This window comes from Leeuwenhoekiella sp. H156, from assembly GCF_052218455.1.
Taxonomy (GTDB): domain Bacteria; phylum Bacteroidota; class Bacteroidia; order Flavobacteriales; family Flavobacteriaceae; genus Leeuwenhoekiella; species Leeuwenhoekiella parthenopeia.
Window position 1 is genome coordinate 1,699,647 of sequence record NZ_CP197499.1, and the last position, 18,865, is coordinate 1,718,511.

The 18,865-nt window shown below is 43.5% G+C and carries 20 protein-coding genes and 1 tRNA gene; 14 read left to right on the forward strand and 7 right to left on the reverse strand.

Features of this window, described 5'->3' with window-relative positions; all coding sequences use genetic code 11:
• The first annotated feature begins 53 nt into the window (after positions 1–53).
• The gene (locus ACSSS3_RS07260) at positions 54–1,712 is read left to right on the forward strand and encodes a tetratricopeptide repeat-containing sensor histidine kinase (RefSeq protein WP_442847015.1); all 1,659 of its coding nucleotides are present in this window, start codon (positions 54–56) and stop codon (positions 1,710–1,712) included.
• A gap of 1 nt (position 1,713) precedes the next feature.
• Positions 1,714–2,379 (forward strand): response regulator, encoded by a 666-nt coding sequence (locus tag ACSSS3_RS07265; RefSeq protein WP_442847016.1) that lies wholly within the window; start codon positions 1,714–1,716, stop codon positions 2,377–2,379.
• A 57-nt stretch (positions 2,380–2,436) separates the two neighbouring features.
• Here ACSSS3_RS07265 and ACSSS3_RS07270 read toward each other — a convergent pair.
• Positions 2,437–2,510, reverse strand: a tRNA-Ala gene (locus ACSSS3_RS07270).
• 215 nt (positions 2,511–2,725) lie between these two features.
• On the opposite strand from ACSSS3_RS07270, the gene ACSSS3_RS07275 reads away from it, so the two are divergent.
• Complete coding sequence (locus tag ACSSS3_RS07275; RefSeq protein ID WP_442847017.1) at positions 2,726–3,229, forward strand: GNAT family N-acetyltransferase; 504 nt, start codon at positions 2,726–2,728, stop codon at positions 3,227–3,229.
• 45 nt (positions 3,230–3,274) lie between these two features.
• Complete coding sequence (locus ACSSS3_RS07280; RefSeq protein WP_442847018.1) at positions 3,275–4,615, forward strand: MATE family efflux transporter; 1,341 nt, start codon at positions 3,275–3,277, stop codon at positions 4,613–4,615.
• A gap of 47 nt (positions 4,616–4,662) precedes the next feature.
• On the opposite strand, the gene ACSSS3_RS07285 is transcribed toward ACSSS3_RS07280, so the two are convergent.
• The gene (locus ACSSS3_RS07285; protein WP_442847019.1) at positions 4,663–5,310 is read right to left on the reverse strand and encodes a 2OG-Fe(II) oxygenase; all 648 of its coding nucleotides are present in this window, start codon (positions 5,308–5,310) and stop codon (positions 4,663–4,665) included.
• A 204-nt stretch (positions 5,311–5,514) separates the two neighbouring features.
• Here ACSSS3_RS07285 and ACSSS3_RS07290 point away from each other — a divergent pair, with 204 nt between their 5' ends.
• The 3 genes from ACSSS3_RS07290 to ACSSS3_RS07300 are packed head-to-tail and all read left to right on the forward strand — an operon-like array spanning position 5,515 to position 6,932.
• Entirely contained in the window at positions 5,515–5,676 is a 162-nt protein-coding gene (locus ACSSS3_RS07290; RefSeq protein ID WP_442847020.1) for a hypothetical protein, read from the forward strand.
• 2 nt (positions 5,677–5,678) lie between these two features.
• Positions 5,679–6,143, forward strand: coding sequence for a 6-pyruvoyl trahydropterin synthase family protein (locus ACSSS3_RS07295; protein WP_228229351.1), 465 nt, complete (start codon positions 5,679–5,681; stop codon positions 6,141–6,143).
• Positions 6,144–6,152: 9 nt separating this feature from the next.
• Positions 6,153–6,932 (forward strand): UDP-2,3-diacylglucosamine diphosphatase, encoded by a 780-nt coding sequence (locus ACSSS3_RS07300; RefSeq protein WP_228229336.1) that lies wholly within the window; start codon positions 6,153–6,155, stop codon positions 6,930–6,932.
• Here the strand turns inward: ACSSS3_RS07300 and ACSSS3_RS07305 are convergent.
• Positions 6,929–7,276 carry a hypothetical protein gene (locus ACSSS3_RS07305; RefSeq protein WP_228229335.1) on the reverse strand — a complete coding sequence of 116 codons (348 nt, stop codon included), beginning with the start codon at positions 7,274–7,276 and terminating at the stop codon, positions 6,929–6,931. The genes ACSSS3_RS07300 and ACSSS3_RS07305 overlap by 4 nt on opposite strands.
• Positions 7,277–7,411: 135 nt before the next feature.
• On the opposite strand from ACSSS3_RS07305, the gene ACSSS3_RS07310 reads away from it, so the two are divergent.
• Positions 7,412–7,723: a hypothetical protein gene (locus ACSSS3_RS07310; protein WP_442847021.1), complete on the forward strand. Its 312-nt coding sequence runs from the start codon at positions 7,412–7,414 to the stop codon at positions 7,721–7,723.
• Positions 7,720–8,022 (forward strand): type II toxin-antitoxin system RelE/ParE family toxin, encoded by a 303-nt coding sequence (locus ACSSS3_RS07315; RefSeq protein WP_442847022.1) that lies wholly within the window; start codon positions 7,720–7,722, stop codon positions 8,020–8,022. Before ACSSS3_RS07310 ends, ACSSS3_RS07315 begins: the two co-directional genes overlap by 4 nt.
• Positions 8,023–8,024: 2 nt before the next feature.
• On the opposite strand, the gene recJ is transcribed toward ACSSS3_RS07315, so the two are convergent.
• The 4 genes from recJ to ACSSS3_RS07335 all read right to left on the reverse strand — a co-directional run bounded on the left by recJ (position 8,025) and on the right by ACSSS3_RS07335 (position 12,934).
• On the reverse strand, positions 8,025–9,719 hold the full coding sequence (gene recJ / locus ACSSS3_RS07320; protein ID WP_442847023.1) for a single-stranded-DNA-specific exonuclease RecJ: 1,695 nt from the start codon (positions 9,717–9,719) through the stop codon (positions 8,025–8,027).
• A 1-nt stretch (position 9,720) separates the two neighbouring features.
• A complete protein-coding gene (locus ACSSS3_RS07325; protein ID WP_442847024.1) occupies positions 9,721–11,280 on the reverse strand; it encodes a hypothetical protein in 1,560 nt (519 codons plus the stop codon).
• Positions 11,281–11,393: 113 nt separating this feature from the next.
• Positions 11,394–12,071 carry a 16S rRNA (cytidine(1402)-2'-O)-methyltransferase gene (gene rsmI / locus ACSSS3_RS07330; protein ID WP_442847025.1) on the reverse strand — a complete coding sequence of 226 codons (678 nt, stop codon included), beginning with the start codon at positions 12,069–12,071 and terminating at the stop codon, positions 11,394–11,396.
• A gap of 5 nt (positions 12,072–12,076) precedes the next feature.
• Positions 12,077–12,934 carry a hypothetical protein gene (locus tag ACSSS3_RS07335; protein ID WP_442847026.1) on the reverse strand — a complete coding sequence of 286 codons (858 nt, stop codon included), beginning with the start codon at positions 12,932–12,934 and terminating at the stop codon, positions 12,077–12,079.
• Between the two features lie 101 nt (positions 12,935–13,035).
• Between ACSSS3_RS07335 and ACSSS3_RS07340 the strand changes: the two genes are divergently transcribed.
• The 5 genes from ACSSS3_RS07340 to ACSSS3_RS07360 all read left to right on the forward strand — a co-directional run bounded on the left by ACSSS3_RS07340 (position 13,036) and on the right by ACSSS3_RS07360 (position 18,829).
• Complete coding sequence (locus tag ACSSS3_RS07340) at positions 13,036–13,677, forward strand: thymidine kinase (RefSeq protein ID WP_442847027.1); 642 nt, start codon at positions 13,036–13,038, stop codon at positions 13,675–13,677.
• 6 nt (positions 13,678–13,683) lie between these two features.
• Positions 13,684–14,799: an alanine racemase gene (gene alr, locus ACSSS3_RS07345; RefSeq protein WP_442847028.1), complete on the forward strand. Its 1,116-nt coding sequence runs from the start codon at positions 13,684–13,686 to the stop codon at positions 14,797–14,799.
• A 54-nt stretch (positions 14,800–14,853) separates the two neighbouring features.
• Positions 14,854–15,273, forward strand: a complete 420-nt coding sequence (mscL, locus tag ACSSS3_RS07350; protein ID WP_228229328.1) for a large conductance mechanosensitive channel protein MscL — start codon at positions 14,854–14,856, stop codon at positions 15,271–15,273.
• 315 nt (positions 15,274–15,588) lie between these two features.
• On the forward strand, positions 15,589–16,578 hold the full coding sequence (locus ACSSS3_RS07355) for an aspartate-semialdehyde dehydrogenase (protein ID WP_442847029.1): 990 nt from the start codon (positions 15,589–15,591) through the stop codon (positions 16,576–16,578).
• A 97-nt stretch (positions 16,579–16,675) separates the two neighbouring features.
• Entirely contained in the window at positions 16,676–18,829 is a 2,154-nt protein-coding gene (locus tag ACSSS3_RS07360) for a prolyl oligopeptidase family serine peptidase (RefSeq protein WP_442847030.1), read from the forward strand.
• Positions 18,830–18,865: the final 36 nt, after the last annotated feature.

Consider the following 18,865-nt stretch of genomic DNA (forward strand, 5'->3'; position numbering starts at 1 on the left):
TAAAGGCTAAGGTTCAATAATTTTTGAACTAAAATAAAAGCTATTTTAGAGGAATGAAGTGCGTGTTTTTTTCATCTCTATTAGCTTTTCTTAGTCCCCTGCTTTTTATCGGCTCTTATGCGCAGCAGCCCGAAGCAAAGACCGTTGATAGTTCGGCTTATTATAGTGATCTGCTGATGGATCTTCAGGGTGGGAACGATTTTAATAGGGCTATCCATTTTTTTGAAAGGAATTATGAGAAAAATCTTTCGGAATCTAAACCCGTAGCGGCCGCACTAAATCTTGAGGTCCTCGCTAACACCGAATATAAAATTGGCGACTACAATTCCAGCGAAAGTCTTTCGGTAGAAGCCTTAAAACTTCTTGATCTAGAAAATGATGCCGACACTCAGGTGATTAAAACACGTATTTATAATCTGTTGGGCCTTTTGTATGCAAACCTTGAGAATTACGAAAAAAGTAAAACCTACTACGGCAGAAGTCTCCAATTGGCCAAAACCACCTCAGACAGTCTTTATGTGCTAATCAATATGAGTGCAGTTTTGCGTGCCGAAAAAAACTACGAGACCGCAATAGATACGCTTAACTATGCGCTGAATCGTGCAAATACACCCCGGTATACCAGGTTGGCGGGCGATTTATTAGACAATCTGGGCTATACCGAGTTGCTGGCTCAAGAAGAAGAAAGCCTGATGCATCTTAAACAATCTTTAGCCATAAGACTGCAGCTCCACGATACCCTGGGTATATTTTCTAATTACAGAAACCTCAGTAGCTACTACAAACAGGTTCCCGATACGCTTACGGCTATTGATTATGCCAGAAAGGCCTATTCCCTCTCTAAGTATATTCCAGATCCTGCTTACGAACTGGAAGCTTTAGGTCTCATAGCAGACCTGGATACGCTTGAGTACATAGAGCGTTTTAAATACCTAAGTGATAGCCTTAAAGAGTCTGCACTTACAAGGCAAAACAAGTATGCAGCTCTAAAATATGATGTGGCCAGAGAACAAAGGCAAACCCAACTGGCCCTGTTGGAGCGTGATCGCGAAAAACGGTTAAAAACCATTTATGTGCTCACACTGGTGCTCGGGGTCGTTGTAATTTTGGGCTTTAGTGTCCTTTCTCATTTCAAACAGAAGCAAAAACAACTTGATGCAATTCGTAAAACAGAGGCAAGTATTTCAAAAAAAGTGCACGACGGTCTGGCAAACGACACCTTTCAGGTAATTTCTGAACTGCAGAATCTCGAAAACATACCCGACCATATTTTAGCAAAACTGGACAAAATTTATCTGGAAACCCGCGATATTTCAAAAAATCACAGTCCGCTTATTGATGGTAACAACTTCAAAGATCAGTTGGTGAGCAGGCTCAGTTCCTATAAGTCTGAAAACTTCAACGTAATTACCCGTAATCTCAATGGAATCGACTGGGAAAAATTCAGCAAAAATAAAAAGGATGCCATCTATATGGTTCTGGGTGAGTTGATGACCAATACCAAAAAACACAGCAAGGCCAGTTTGGCTCTGATAAGCTTTGAAGAAAAAGGCAAAAAATTACAGATTACATTTAAGGATAATGGCCTTGGAAATGAAATAAAAAAGGGAAATGGTATCCAAAATATGGAATTCCGTATTTTTTCATTAAATGGAACCATTAGCTTTGAACCCGAGCCCGGTAAGGGACTCAAGGTTCAAATACTGGTGTAATATGTTTAAAAAAGTTTTGATCGCCGAAGACCTGGTTTGGAACACCCAACGCTTTGAGCAACAACTTCTTGAAGCAGGAGTTGAAGAGATCGTGATTACAGAATATTGTGATGATGCATACCTGCGGTATATAAAGGCTTTAAAAGATGAAAAACCCTTTGATCTGCTTATCGCAGACCTTTCTTTTAAGCAGGATCACCGCCAGCAAAATCTGTATAGCGGTGACGAACTTATAGCCGCCATACGCAAGCTCGAAGAGCCCCTAAAAGTCATTGTTTTCTCTATGGAAGAGCGCCTGCAGCGTATCAGGCTTTTATTTGATGATCAAAAAATTAACGCGTATGTTTTTAAAAGCCGCAGAAGTCTTGAAGACATGGCTGAAGCTTTAAATGCAGTACATCTTGGTCAACGCTATATCTCGCCACAGGTAGCTGCCGCTTTAGGAAGCCGGGAAAATCTCGATATTGAAGAGTATGATATTCTGCTGCTTGAAGCTATCGCAAAGGGATTATCTAATCGCGAAATAAGCGAGCGCTTTAAGGCACGTACTATCAAACCTAACGGCATCAGCTCTATCGAAAAGCGATTGAGTAAACTACGTACCGATTTTAAGGCTACAAATGCCACCCACCTTATCGCAGTGGTTAAAGATTTAGGTCTTATTTAAGATTAAGTCCTAAACGTAAAAAACCCGACACAATTTATGTATCGGGTTTAAACTAAGTGGAGAAGATCGGGCTCGAACCGACGACCTTTTGACTGCCAGTCAAACGCTCTAGCCAACTGAGCTACATCCCCGTTTAGTGGCGCAAATATAATTAAAGTTCCCTAAAATCACTTATTGTTTTTTGTTTTAAAACTTTAGCCTAAAATCTTCTAAATCGTTTCTTATCGCAAGACCTGAATGCTTGCCTTACTTTGCACAACAAGACCCCTTAGCATTAGGCGATACGGTCAAAGCCTTAGTATCTTTGCCTGTAAGCTTTTTATTCGTCTAAAAAATAAAGCCCAGTATGATAGAACCCGCAAATTCAACTCAACTTGAGGAAATACTTGCGCTCACACGTGCCTGTGTCGCAAAAATGATTAAAGCAGGTATATTCCAGTGGAACGAGCACTATCCTTCCCAAACTGCTTTTCAGCAAGATATAGATCGCGACGAACTTTATGTAAGTACGCAGAGCGGAAAAATCCTGGGTACTATCGTGATCTCAGATCTAAAAGACGAAGTGTACAAACCCGTAACCTGGCTAACCCCGGCTGATGCAAAAAGTATTTACATTCACCGGCTGGCCGTGCATCCTGATGTGCAGGGTCAGGGCATCGCAAAGCAACTCATGGATTTTGCTGAAGATTATGCCCGTAAAAACGGGTATGTTTCGGTACGTCTGGACACCTTTAGCCAAAACCCACGCAACAACCGCTTCTACCAAAAACGCGGTTATAAGAAGCTTGAGGAAATCTTTTTTCCGAAGCAAAGCAAATATCCCTTTTACTGCTACGAAATCGTTTTATAGGCTTTTGACATTTAGAAAAGCTATTTTCGCATTAAGCCTGAGCTTATGTCAAAAACAAACCCGCTTTCGTTTAAAAACATCAACCGCCTTGCAGTACCGGCTTTGCTCGCCGGCATTGCAGAACCCATACTGTCTGCAACCGATGCCGCAGTGGTGGGTAATGTTCCGGTAAATGCAACCGAAGTTCTGGCCGCAGTAGGTATCGTGGGTTCGTTTTTATCTGCCCTTATCTGGGTCTTAGGTCAGACCCGAAGTGCCCTTCAGGCGATCATCGCACAATATTACGGTGCTGATAAAATTGACGAAATCAGCACACTTCCTGCGCAGGCCATTTACTTCAACATTTTTTTGAGTATTGTGATTCTTGCCGGTACGCTTCCGTTTATTGAAGGTATTTTTTCGCTTTATAATGCATCAGGTCTCATTCTGGATTATTGTGTGCAATATTATTCCATCAGGGTTTGGGGCTTTCCGCTTACCTTATTCACCTTTGCCGTTTTCGGTATTTTCAGAGGATTGCAAAACACGTTTTGGCCAATGGTAGTCGCCCTTATAGGTGCTGCGGTTAATATAGTGTTAGACTTTGCGCTGGTTTACGGTATAGAAGGCTATATCCCGGCTTTGCAGCTTGAAGGTGCAGCCTATGCAAGTCTTCTTGCTCAGGGTCTTATGGCGGTGCTTTCTTTAATTTTAGTCCTGATCAAAACCAATGTAAGCCTGAGACTCAAATTCCCCATTCATCCGGAATTGTGGAGACTCGTGGGGATGGCACTCAATCTTTTTGTACGCACCATTGCGCTTAATGTTGCGCTTTATTTGGCCAACTCCTTTGCGACAGATTACGGCGCCTCGTATATCGCCGCTCAAACCATTTTGATCAACATCTGGCTGTTTTCGGCATTTTTTATTGATGGGTATGCAGCTGCGGGAAATATTCTCGCCGGTCGTTTTCTGGGAGCCAAAGATTATGACAGTCTGTGGCAGCTCAGTAAAAAATTAAGCGCCTACAGCCTCATCATCGCCGGAGGTCTTATGCTGATTGCCGCCCTGTTTTATGAACCGCTGGGACTTATTTTCAGTAAAGAACCCGAGGTCATTGTGCGTTTCACGGCTCTGTTTTTTGTGGTGATCCTGATGCAGCCGCTTAATGCGCTGGCTTTCATTTTTGATGGAATTTATAAAGGAATGGGCGAGATGAAATACCTGCGTAACGTGCTGATGATCGCGACCTTTCTGGGTTTTGTACCTGCAATTTTTATAGGCGATTATTTCGGGCTGAAGCTTTACGCAGTATGGATCGCCTTTTCCGTCTGGATGCTCATACGCAGCGGTGCCCTGATTCTCAACTTTAGAAAACGCTTCAGGCCCAAAGTCACAGGCAGTTAAGCTGTACAATTAGTTACTGCTAACTGGGACTGCCAACTGTAACCTGATTACCGCGTCTTCAGCCAACCTGTAATACTCAGGCGTTCTGAAGCCAGTACAGGCTTTACTTCGTGCTCCAGCACCTGACTTTCAAAAATCACCACACGACCCGGTCTGGGGATGATGTCTAAAGCCTCTTCTCCGGTTTCAGTTGGCAAATAAATGGTGAGTTCTCCCCCGTTACTGGCTACCCAGGTTTCGTCATTGAGATAGCAGACCATAGACAGTTTACGGCGGTCATCATTTTGAAAGGTATCCAGATGGCGCTTGTAAAAAGTTCCGGTGGGGTATACCGCATAATGAAATTCCTTCTGGAGGATCCCCAAAAAACAGGTCCGGTTGAGATAGGCTACCAGATCATTGATTTTGGCAAAAAACCGGCGTTCTACCGCACGCCCTTCAGCCTCATTGATCCAGTAAATATAGTCACCGCGTATTTTTTTATCGATTTCTTCATTGAGTTTGTTCCCTATCGCGGCCTTTTTAAAGCAGTCGGCTTCATAAACCGTTTTGAGGGAGTCGCGCAATTCTGCGATTTCGTCTGCATCAAAAAAATCGTCTATGATGCTGTAATTTTGATCAAGCAAATCAGAAATAACCCGTTCATAGACAGGGTTTTCTATAAAATCCAGTTGCTCAAAAAGCTGTGTTTCCATACGGGCAAAATAAACGAAAAAACAAATAATAAATTCATAAATATTCTATTCAGGTATTCATAGGCTTCACGGGCATACTTTTTATACTTTTGTTGCATTAATTAATCAACCTATGGAATTTCTGGAATTTTTGAGCGGTACCGGCATTTACGTAATCTTTGCAATCGCTCTCATTGTTGTGGTTCTGTACCGAAAATTTAAAAAATGACGTTCCTATCTATACTCCTGATTTCTGAACAACAACACGGCAAGGCTTATGAGCTGGGATACTTTATAGGCAGTAATATCTTCTATATTTTACCGGTCATTCTTCTTGTAATCGTCGCTTTTATTTTTGGTATAAAAGCACTTCGAAAAACCAAATAATGATGAGTAACATACGTATTACCAAGCAATTTTCATTTGAAACCGGTCACGCGTTATACGGTTATGACGGCAAGTGTCGCAATGTACATGGGCACAGTTATAAGCTTTCGGTAACGGTTATAGGTACGCCTATTTCGCAAAGCGAAAACGTGAAGTTTGGAATGGTGATCGACTTTGGAGACCTCAAAAAAATTGTCAAAAACGAAATTGTAGATGTTTTTGACCATGCTACCGTTTTCAACAAAAACACGCCGCACGTAGAGCTGGCCAAAGAACTTTCAGACCGGGGTCACAATGTGCTGCTGGTAGATTACCAGCCTACCAGCGAAATGATGGTCATTGACTTTGCACGGAAAATTCAAAAACACCTGCCCCAAAATATAAAGCTATTTTCGCTTAAACTTCAGGAAACCGATACCAGTTTTGCAGAATGGTATGCTTCTGATAATGAAGCCGATTTATTCTAAATTTAAATCATGAAGCAACCTGTTGAGCAGCTTACGATTCCACCGGGGAAGAAAGCCTATTTCTCGAGTGATAATCACCTGGGTGCGCCTACCGCTGAAGCGAGTAAGCCCAGGGAGCTTAAGTTTCTTGCCTGGCTTAACACTATTGAGCGCGATGCCGCGGCAATCTTTTTGCTGGGCGATCTCTTTGACTTTTGGTTTGAATATAAAACCGTTGTCCCCAAAGGTTTTGTTCGGGTTTTGGGCAAGCTGGCTCAGTTGCGCGACAGCGGGATTCCCATCTATTTTTTTGTAGGCAATCACGATCTCTGGATGCAGGACTACTTTGAAACCGAACTCAACATCCCTACTTTTCACAAACCTCAGCTTTTTCAGCTCAATGATAAGCGTCTGTTTATTGGCCATGGTGATGGTCTTGGCCCCGGAGACAAAGGCTATAAACGCATGAAAAAGGTGTTTAAATCTTCGGTTTTCCAGTGGCTGTTTCGCTGGGTACATCCGGACATTGGGGTGCGAATCGCTCAGTATTTGTCAGTTAAAAACAAACTGATTTCAGGAGATGACGATCATACTTTTTTGGGTGAGGAAAATGAATGGCTGGCTACTTACGCAAAGCGGAAACTGGAAAGCAATCATTACGATTACTTTGTTTTTGGCCACCGCCACTTACCTATGCGCATTGAGGTAGGCGAGCAATCAAGCTATTTTAATCTGGGAGACTGGATTGTACATTATACCTACGGTGTATTTGACGGAAGCAATTTTGAACTGAAAGAATTCCATACCTAGTTTAAGGCAGTTTGCATAAACTGTTGCGTTTCCATCTTTAAGATGGTCTGATCCAGTAAATCCTGAAGCCCTTCTAATTCTTCCCGACTTACTGCTAGATCTACCGTTTCTGCCGGAGTTTTTAAAAGCAGCGACCTGCACGAGGCCGGCGCAGGGCAGTCTTTACAGGTTATTTGATTGCGGGTATCCTGAGCCTGATAGGCAAAACGCTTCAGTTGATCTAGCGTAAAATAAAAACCTGTATCCCTAAATACCAACTGCGCTTTTAATTCTTCCTGATAGGCCGATTTCCAGTAAAACGAAATGCCCGTGTCGTTTCGATAAATTATGCTGATGTGCTTCATAAACCCGATTTTACACAAATATAAAACCTTGTTTAGAATAAATCTAAATAGAAAATGCTTTTTTGGCCTTGAATTTTATGATGTATACAAAAGGCTTATATTTAGTATTAATATCCCATACTTATACGTCTTAATATGTTGTACGAAATTTATCAATATCAAAAAATTATAGACAGTCTTGAAGAGCGCATCAACAAAAGTAAATTCAAGAAAGCCTATTTAATCGAGGTTTTAGGTATTTCAAAAGCTACATTTTACAATAAGATCAGGAACAAATCTTTCAGCACTACAGAGCTTATTCAACTGGGAAAATTACTCGCTCCCGAAGAAGCACAGGCTCTTGAAATCAAAACAGCTTTACAACGCAGTGAAGCTGATTTTGAGGCCGGAAATGTACAGGATCACACAACGGTCATGCGTGATGCTTACCGAAAACTCAGGCAATGAAAACGGTCTGGACGCGGGAAGCCGTAAATTCCTTCAATGCTATATTAGATTATCTACTATTTGTATGGACTACAAAGGAGGCTCAACATTTTATTGAACTTAATGATCGCATTGTAAAGCAGATTGAAAAGAATCCCGTTCAGTTTCCGGTTTACGAATCACAGCCTGAATACCGCAAAGTGGTAATAACAAAACAAACAAGTTTATTTTATCGACAGCAGAAAGACGTACTCGTAATTGCTTATTTCTGGAATAGTTTTCAAAACCCCGAAAAACTATCGGTCAAATTAAAACCCTGACGTCACTCCTGAATATCCCGCAGTTTTAACTGAATACTCACGTTGCCGTTCCATTCATTCAGATCAAGGGAATAGGCGGCTTTAAAGCGTTTCTTGTGAGTGATCAAATCGCATTTTTCGCCCAAATTAAAACCTATGGCACCTATTTGAACCTTTGTTCCGGGCTGGGTGACGGTACATTTTAAATGCAATTCATCTGCCCCAACGCATTTGCCGTAACCGGTATCTATGAGGTTTTTGCTCATAAAAACCGGGGTCATATTACCCGGTCCAAAGGGTGCAAACTGACGTAAAATACGGTAGAATTTTGGCGTAATATCTTCCAGATTCAATTCGGCATCAATCGAAATTTCGGGAATAAGCAGGCGCTCATCAATGCTGTTGCTTACCACCTCTTCAAATTTCGACTTAAAATCGTCGTACTGGTGTTCGCCAAGCGTTAGTCCCGCGGCATACTTATGTCCCCCAAATTGTTCTATATGCTCGCTACAGGCTTCAAGCGCTTCATATACGTCAAAGCCTTTTACAGAGCGCGCACTGGCAGCCAGTTTTTCTCCGCTTTTGGTAAAGACCAGGGTTGGCCGGTAATAGGTTTCGGTAAGGCGTGAAGCCACAATGCCAATAACGCCCTTGTGCCAGTTTTCCTGATAGACAACGGTCGTTTTGCGGTGTTCTTCCCGGTTTTGCTGTATTTGCTCCAGGGCTTCCTCGGTGATGGTTTTATCGAGATCTTTCCGCTCTGCGTTAAACGCTTCAATAGCGGCAGCCATCTGTTGAGCCTGTTCTTTATTTTGCTCGGTAAGCAATTCTACCGCGTGTAAACCGTGCTTAATGCGCCCGGCGGCATTGATACGCGGCGCAATGATAAACACCACATCGGTGATGGTAAGAATCTCTTTTTTTACATTTTCAATCAGCGCCTGAATACCGGTGCGCGGCAGGGTATTGATGACATCGAGACCAAAAAAAGCCAGCACCCGGTTTTCGCCCGTAATAGGCACAATATCTGCCCCAATCGCAGTAGCAACAAGATCCAGATAAGGCACCAGGGTTTTAACGGGCAATCCTTTTTGCTGCTCCAGCGCCTGTATGAGTTTAAAGCCCACACCACAGCCGCAGAGTTCGTCATAGGGATAAGTGCAATCTTCACGCTTAGGGTCTAGCACGGCCGCTGCGTCGGGAAGTTCAGGGCCCGGCCGGTGGTGATCACAGATGATAAAATCGATACCCAGCTTTTTGGCGTAAGCGACCTTTTCTACTGCCTTCACCCCGCAATCGAGCGCGATGATGAGCGTAATGTCATTATCGTGGGCATAATCAATACCTGCATACGAAACCCCGTAACCTTCAGTATAGCGATCGGGGATATACGTAGCCACCTGAGGATAATGACTGAGCAAATAACTGCTCATAAGGGCCACACTGGTGGTTCCGTCTACATCATAATCTCCGTAAACCAGAATGTTTTCGCCCTGCTGCATCGCCAGATTCACGCGTGCCACTGCACGATCCATATCTTTCATCAGAAAGGGATCGTGCAAATCATCTAGCGAAGGCCTGAAAAAGGTCTTTGCCTTCTCATAGGTATCTATACCCCGTTGCAGGAGTAATAGGGCAACTTTTTCGGGTACTTTAAGCTGATTGGCAAAATCTTTTATGTGTTCTACTTCGGGAGTAGGCTTTAGCGTCCAGCGCATGTTAGTCTAAATTAACTTTAAGAATCCAGGCTTTTTCTAAATCTTCCATTTTACGATAACCCTGAAGGCGGCCGTAAAGCGCATCAGGATCCTGACTAAAATCGATATAGATGTAATGATAACCATTTGCCTGATTTACAAAATTCTTGGGCGCAAAGCCCAAATTTTCCATCTTACGTGCCCATTTAGAAGCATTTTTAGCGTTTGAAAATACGTGATTAACCACATAATAGCCTTCCGGTTGCCCTTCTACCTTAATAGAAGCAGCACTGAGCATATCCTGAAGAGCAGGGTCCCGGTTTTCGGTTTTTTTAGGCTGGGTATCTGTTGCTACTTCATCTTCACTAGTGCCGTCTTTTTCGTAAGCGACTAGCTCGGGAGTTTCGGGCGTAGGTTCTAACTCATCTTGCGCAGGAAGCCGATCTTCCTTCCCTTCTAACACCACGCGCTGGTAAAAGTCTGAACTGATTTCGGTTTGAAAAGCAGTAAAAAACACAAACAGTCGGTCTTCTTCGGTCTTAAACCGCAAGGTTACCCCGGTCGCATCATTGTCGATAAGGCTGTTGTTTGCATTAGGTATTTGAAGCTTCGCCAAGTCAAACCCCAATGTATTATTGCTTGCGGGATTGCGGGCAAGGTATTTTCGGTCATCAAAAGTGATGCTACTGTTGAAGAAATTGTTTGCATAACGCACCTGCGTTTTAAGCGGAACGTACTCCTTATTTTTTTCGCCGTAAACAAATACCGCATCTTTAGCCAGCATCAGATCGCCCTCTAAAGCTGCCAGAGTGAGCGAGGCCTTTACTTCTCCGGTTTCGGGCACTCTAAAATTTGAGAAGCGAAGTTCCTCGGGTTCATTAAGACTGATGTATCTAAATCCCTGATAGTTGGCCATATACTGCAACGGGGCTTCGGGCTGTTCATAAACCAGATACAGCATCCAGCCTGCAGAACTCCCGCCAAACATAATGCCCTCGAGAGCCGTAACGTTTGCCAGAGTATAAGTCCCTGAACCTGCTTTTTTGGAGGTGAGTAAATCGGTAATATCGCTGTAGCAGACGTAGGGAGCTGCATTTTTCAGGTCGGTATTGGGATCGAGAACCCCGTCGTAAACCAGCTCGCCCTGCACCTCGGTATAAGCCGCACTGCCGGGCAATTTGAGTCGTACGAGATCAAAAGCACGATCTCTCTTCTTTTTAATGTCATAAACCATTCGGTCGTTACGCACTTTCTGTTTTCCTTCGGCTCCGGGATAAGTCGCAGCCCAGTAAAGACCGGCATATACAATTTTTGCATCAGCGGGTAGATCCAGATTCGCACTGCTTGAGCTGAAGGTATCTGAATCGCCATCTATATCAACGTATTGCATTTCGGTGCGGTCGTTGAGCGATTTGGGTTTATTGTTTACCCGTGTGGGATGATCGCTCAGGATTGAATTACCTATCACCCGGGTATCCCCGTTGATGTAGAACTCTTTTACTTTTTGAAATGAAACGCCGCCCTGACTAAACACAGTCCCTGAGGCTCCTAAAAAAACTAAAAAAAGAAACATCTTGCGCATACCAAAAAGATTAAGGTTTGGGTAAAAATAGGAATAAACCGAAGTTACAAATAAGATGCAATTTCTAAAGCTGGTAACACTTTAAAAAGAAAGTGTTTTCTATCGAAAATGTATTAATCTTTAGACTTTCCGGCGACTACAATGACAATTTCACCCTTGGGAGGTTTGTTTTCGTAATGCTTTAAAACCTCAGCTGCGGTACCGCGTACGGTCTCCTCATGAAGTTTTGAAATTTCCCGCGAAACGGAAACTTTTCGCTCTGCGCCAAAAAACTCCACCATATTATTGAGCGTCTTCAACAACTTGTGCGGGCTTTCGTAAAAAATCATGGTTCGGTCTTCTTCTGCGAGGATTTGAAAACGTGTTTGCCTGCCTTTCTTGACCGGCAAAAAACCTTCAAAAACAAACTTATCATTGGGCAAACCGCTGTTTACCAGGGCCGGAACAAAAGCCGTAGCTCCAGGCAGGCAATCTACCTCAAGACCGGCTTCTACACAGGCCCGGGTCAATAAAAAACCGGGGTCTGAGATCGCCGGAGTCCCGGCATCACTGATTAAAGCAATGGTTTGTCCGTTTTTAATGCGATCTACCAGGCCTTCAACCGTCTTATGCTCGTTGTGCATATGATGCGAATGCATCTGGGTCGTGATTTCAAAATGCTTGAGCAATTTACCGCTGGTACGGGTATCTTCGGCGAGAATAAGGTCTGCTTCCTGCAACACCTTAATCGCTCTAAAGGTCATATCGTCCAGATTGCCAATGGGCGTGGGTACGAGATAGAGTTTACCCATAATGATTAGTCAAATTTGCGGGCAACCAGCTCTTTAAAGCGGGCTTCGTAGACTTCTTTACCTTCCCAATAGTTATAATCGGGTTTTACCATCTGGTCGATAAGATTAAAAGCTTCTTCCTGAGCGTTTGCCGTGTTGAGCTGAGATAACACGCGATTGTAATCTGCCGTACTGCCGTTAAATAAATGCTTGATAAAGGCGATGCGATCGTTTAAGCCAAATGAAAGTCCGCGTGTGCCGCGGTCATTTAGGGTTTTGGGCTTGTCTGCAGCAGGCTTTTCCTGTTCCTCAAACTCAGCCAGACGGCCATACTCGCCAATATCATCCTTATCGTTTTTTATAGGTTGCGATTGTGCGGTTATCTGCTGAAACATATGTTCAATAGCATCAGCTTCGGGAGGCATCTGCGCGACGATGTCTTTTATTTTTTCCATCACCGGCTCGTGTAAAGAAGCCTGATTGATTTTTTCTTCGGGCTCTGCAGATTTAGATTCTGTTTTAAAAGAAGCAGGCGCCTCTTCAGATTTGCGCAGGCGTTCAAAGAGTTCCTGATTTTGTGCAGCAATACGTGCAATACGCTCCAGATCGCTTTCTTCGGATTTTGGCTGAAGCGTGGGTTGAATTTCGGGTGTTTCTGCTACAGACCCATTAGGTTTAGGAGCAACCTCAGCTTTTGGTTCTTCAGGTTTTACGATCTCCGGTTCTTCTGAAGATTCATAGCTCGCCTCAACATACGCCATCACCGCAAGAGCTTCATAAATTTTCTGAGCTTTTAATTTTAATGCCGTGTAATCGCTATCGGAATCAAGGTTTAAAATCTGGTTTGCAAGATGCTCCAGGTCAGATTTTAATTTCTTCTTCATAAGTTTTTAGTTTGCTCTGTTTATTGCCGGGCGTTTTTAATAAATTTGCTCAGCCCTCAAAATAGCGCGGCTTTGCCCTTTAAGAGGTTGAAAAGTACAAAATGTTTCTCGAAAATACCGTAAATCATAAAGAGCAATTTGGATGGATCGAAGTGATCTGCGGTTCTATGTTCTCAGGAAAAACCGAAGAACTCATCCGCCGTTTAAAGCGTGCCAAGTTTGCCAAACAAAAGGTTGAAATCTTTAAACCGGCTATAGACACGCGGTATGATGACGAACTGGTAATCTCTCACGACGCAAATGAGATCCGGTCTACACCGGTTCCTGCCGCGGCTAATATTCCCATTCTGGCTGACGGTTGTGATGTGGTAGGTATCGACGAAGCTCAGTTTTTTGATAATGAAATCGTGAAAGTCTGTAACGATCTGGCCAACCGCGGTGTTCGCGTCATTGTTGCCGGTCTTGATATGGATTTTAAAGGAAATCCTTTTGGCCCTATGCCTGCTTTGATGGCCACAGCCGAATACGTAACCAAAGTACACGCGGTCTGCACCCGTACCGGAAATCTGGCGCAATTCAGCTACCGCAAAGCAGCAAGCGATAATCTGGTTTTGCTGGGTGAGACGGAGGAATACGAACCTCTAAGCCGCGGAGCCTATTATAAAGCGATGCTTCGCGAACGCCTTAAAACCCTGAATGTTCAGGACCCTGAAGAAGTTAAAACCCCTAAGAAAAAAGAATAAAAATAGATGTCACATACCGTTCTTGAAATAGACCTTAACGCGCTTGCACACAACTACAACTACCTGAGGTCTAAATTAAGACCTGGGGTAAAAATGCTGGCCGTTGTTAAGGCTTATGCCTACGGAAGTGAGTCGGTCGCCATAGCAAAAAAGCTGGACAAGCTGGGTGTTGATTATTTCGCCGTCGCTTATGCTTCTGAAGGAATAACGCTGCGGGAAGCCGGTATAGAAACCCCGATTCTGGTTTTACATCCCCAAATTGAAAGTTTTGCTTCAATCATTGAACACTGCCTGGAACCCAGTATGTATAGCTTCCGGGTACTGAAGGCTTTTATCGAGCTTGCTGAAGCTCAAAACCTCAAGGATTATCCGGTTCACATTAAATTCAATACCGGCTTAAACCGTTTGGGCTTTAAAGATGTTAATGAGTCTGAAATCCTTCAGTATTTAAAAGAAACCGAAGCGATAAAAGTAAAATCACTCTTTTCGCATCTGGTGGCCAGCGAAGATTTAAACGAAAAGCGTTTTACGCTGCAACAAATTGAAGCCTTTAAAGCCAATGCAGCTCATATGACCGAAGGTTTAGGCTACAAACCCTGGTTACACCAAAGCAATACTTCGGCAATTATCAACTATCCTGAAGCCCAATTTGATATGGTGCGCAGCGGGATTGGTCTGTACGGTTACGGCAACACCCCTGAAGAAGATCTTCAATTAAAACCGGTTGCCACCCTAAAGACCATCATTTCCCAAATTCATAATATCGCGGTGGGTGAAACCGTGGGTTATAACCGTGCACATACCGCTGCCCGCAAAGAGCGCACGGCGACTCTGCCTTTGGGACACGCTGACGGTATTTCACGTGCTTACGGTAAAGGTCGCGGCTATGTGATGATCAACGGAAAACAAGCTCCTATTATAGGAAATGTATGTATGGACATGATCATGGTTAACGTGACCAAAATTGATTGCAAGGAAGGTGATGAGGTGATTGTTTTTGGGAAGGATGCTTCCGCTGTTGCGCTTTCTGCACGTATCAAAAGTATCCCGTACGAATTGATCACTGCGGTATCGCAACGGGTTGCCCGAAAAATTATTGATGATACCGCAAAAGAATCTTAACTTTTTTGGGAATTTAATTATATTAGACCACATTAACCTTAAACCAACTAAATCATGGGATTTTTAAAAGATTTTAAAGCCTTTTTAATGAAAGGTGACATCGTTGCATTGGCAACTGCGGTAATCATTGGCGGTGCCTTCAATAAAATAGTAGGCTCACTGGTAGCTGATGTTATTATGCCCGTAATAGGTGTATTAATGGGCGGTAAAAACGTAAACAACCTGTTTTTCTCACTTGATGGTGGCGAGTACGAAACGGTTGAAGCTGCTGTTGAAGCAGGAGGTGCAATTATGACCTATGGTAATTTTTTACAGGCCGTTATCGATTTTATCATTATAGGTTTTGTGATTTTCTGGCTTTTAAAGGGCTATGAAAAAACCAAGAAAAAGGAAGAAGCTAAACCTGCTGCTCCAAAAGGCCCAACTCAGGAAGAACTGCTTATTGAGATTCGTGACGAATTGAGAAAGAAATAAACTACCTCTTTACAAGCCCACCAGGCATTCGTTAGGAACAAATTTGTAATTTAGAGGCAAGCATCGAGATATTATACCCTTTGGCGGTGCCAATAAAGATAAACGTGCCAATAGGCACAGACCGCTGCACTTCAGAATTTGTTTAACTAAACCCCCGAAGACTTCGGGGGTTCTTTTTTGTTATATATTAAACAAAATGTTTTTAAAACATACAAAATGTCACTTTTAAAACAAATGTGTACAATTTTAGGAAGAAGGGCTGCATTTTAATAAAGTGTTGCTACTTTTGGCGCCCTAATACAAGCTTAATTAATTATGAAAGTAGCTGTTGTAGGCGCTACCGGGATGGTAGGCCATGTGATGTTGCAGGTTTTAGCAGAACGCAACTTCCCCGTAACCGAATTAATACCTGTTGCCAGTGAGCGCTCTGTAGGTAAAACTGTTACCTATAAAGGTAAAGACTATACCATCAGCTCGATGGAAGATGCGATTGCAGCAAGACCTGATATTGCCATCTTTTCAGCCGGTGGAGGCACCTCTTTAGAATTTGCGCCGAAGTTTGCCGCTGTTGGTACTACCGTGGTTGACAACTCTTCAGCCTGGAGAATGGACCCCGATAAAAAACTCGTGGTTCCTGAAATTAATGCTTCAAGCCTTACAAGCGAAGATAAGATTATTGCAAACCCCAACTGCTCTACCATTCAGATGGTTTTGGCACTGGCTCCCCTGCATAAAAAATACAAAATCAAGCGTCTTGTAATTTCAACCTACCAGTCTATCACCGGTACCGGTGTTAAGGCCGTGCAGCAGCTTGAAAACGAGTATAAGGGCGAAAAAGGTGAAATGGCGTACCACTACCCCATTCACCGCAACGCGATCCCGGCTTGTGATGTGTTTACCGATAATGGGTACACCAAAGAAGAGATGAAACTCGTAAACGAAACCCAGAAAATTCTTGGTGATAAAACCATTGCAGTTACAGCTACCGCAGTGCGTATCCCGGTAGTAGGTGGTCACTCTGAAGCGATCAACGTGCAGTTTGAAAACGACTTTGACCTGGCTGAAGTGCGTGAGTTGCTTCAGGCTCAGGAAGGGGTAACGGTTCAGGACAATCCCGATACTAACACCTACCCGATGCCTATTTATGCCGAAGGTAAAAACGATGTATTCGTAGGCCGTATTCGTCGTGATTATTCACAACCCAACACTTTAAATATGTGGGTGGTTGCCGATAATCTGCGTAAAGGTGCTGCTACAAACGCCGTTCAAATCGCTGAATATCTGGCCGCTAAAGAATTGGTTTAAACCCAATACATTTTTAGAGAATAAATCAACCTCTGAAGCTTCGTGTTTCAGAGGTTTTTTAATTGAAGTATATTTGAAGGAATTCAATTTCCTTCACATGAAAAAAATAGCTTATCTGGGCGCATTTACTGTACTCTTCAGCGCCTGCGAAAATCAAGAAAAAAAAGAATCTGATATGGCCATGACCTATCCTGAAACCAAAAAGGTAGACACCTTAGACACGTATTTCGGCACCGAAGTTCCTGATCCGTATCGCTGGCTCGAAGACGACCGCAGTGCCGAGACCGAAGCCTGGGTAAAGGCTGAAAATGAAGTCACCCAAGCCTATTTGTCTAAAATTCCATTTAAAGACGCGATAAAAGAAAAACTTGAAAAAATCTGGAATTACGAGAAAATAGGCGCTCCCTTTAAAGAAGGCGATTACACCTACTATTATAAAAACGACGGACTCCAGAACCAGTATGTGATCTACCGCTATAAAACCGATGCAGATCCTTCAACTGCCGAAGTCTTTTTAGATCCCAATACGTTTTCAGAAGATGGCACAGTATCGCTGGGCGGACTTAGTTTTTCGGAAAATGGAAAACTGGCTGCTTACAGCATTTCAGAGGGCGGAAGCGACTGGCGTAAAGTGATGGTGATGGATGCTGAAACTAAGGAAATTACCGAAGATACCCTGGTAGACATCAAATTCAGCGGTATCTCATGGATGAAAAATGAAGGCTTTTATTACTCCAGCTACGACAAGCCTGAAGGAAGCGAGCTCTCTGCAAAAACAGACCAGCATAAGGTATATTACCACAAGCTGAATACCCCGCAAAAAAATGACGAACTCATCTTCGGCGGCACACCCGAGCAAAAACACCGCTACATTGGTGCCGGCACAACTGAAGACAACAAATACCTCATCTTAAGCGCCAGCAATGCGACTTCAGGCAATAAACTGTTTATTAAGGATCTTAGTAAGCCCAATTCAGGTTTTGTAGCCATTGTTGATAACGAAGACACTAACACTTCGGTTATTGAAAACGTAGGTTCTAAACTGTATATCGTTACCGATAAAGACGCACCTAATAACAAGATTGTCACCGTTGACGCTTCAAACCCAACTCCTGAAAATTGGGTAGATTTTATCCCGGAAACCGAAAACGTACTCTCCCCCTCAACCGGTGGCGGCTACTTTTTCACCGAATATATGGTTGACGCCGTTTCGCAGATCAAGCAATACGATTATGACGGAAAATTAGTGCGTGAAGTAGAACTTCCCGGTATAGGTAGCGCTGGTGGTTTTGGGGCGAAAAAAGACGAAAAAGAACTGTACTACAGCTTTACCAATTATACGACTCCCGGAAGCATCTACACCTACGATATCGCTTCGGGTACGTCTGAATTATTCCGCAAGCCGGCTATTAATTTCAATCCTGAAAATTACGAGAGCAAGCAGGTATTTTACACCTCAAAAGACGGTACCAAAGTACCGATGATCATCACCTTTAAGAAAGGTCTTGAACTCAATGGGAAAAACCCGACCATCCTGAATGGCTATGGTGGTTTTAATATTTCGCTTACGCCCTCTTTCAGCATTACCAATGCGATCTGGATGGAGCTGGGTGGCGTGTATGCCGTGCCTAACCTGCGCGGTGGCGGTGAGTACGGTAAAGAATGGCATGATGCCGGGACCAAAATGCAAAAGCAAAACGTATTTGACGACTTTATCGCTGCGGCAGAATACCTGATTGCCGAAAACTATACCTCTAGCGATTATCTGGCCATTCGCGGGGGTTCTAACGGCGGTTTGCTGGTTGGTGCCACAATGACCCAACGACCCGATTTGATGAAGGTAGCACTTCCCGCTGTTGGCGTGATGGATATGCTGCGCTATCATACGTTTACCGCCGGAGCCGGTTGGGCGTACGATTACGGAACTTCAGAAGACAGCAAGGAAATGTTTGAGTATATTAAAGGTTATTCACCCGTACATAATGTAAAAGCCGGGGTGAGCTATCCTGCAACGCTTGTCACTACCGGAGATCACGACGATCGAGTGGTACCTGCACACAGTTTTAAATTTGCTGCCGAATTGCAGGAGAAACAGGCCGGTGACGCGCCGGTACTCATTCGCATAGAGACCGATGCCGGTCACGGAGCCGGTACACCGGTAAGCAAGCAAATTGAGCAAACGGCAGATATTTTTGCCTTCACGCTGTACAATATGGGCTTTAAGGTACTTCCCGAACAAATTAAAGGCTAAAACCCCTAACCCCAAAAGGGAGGATAATCTGTTTTT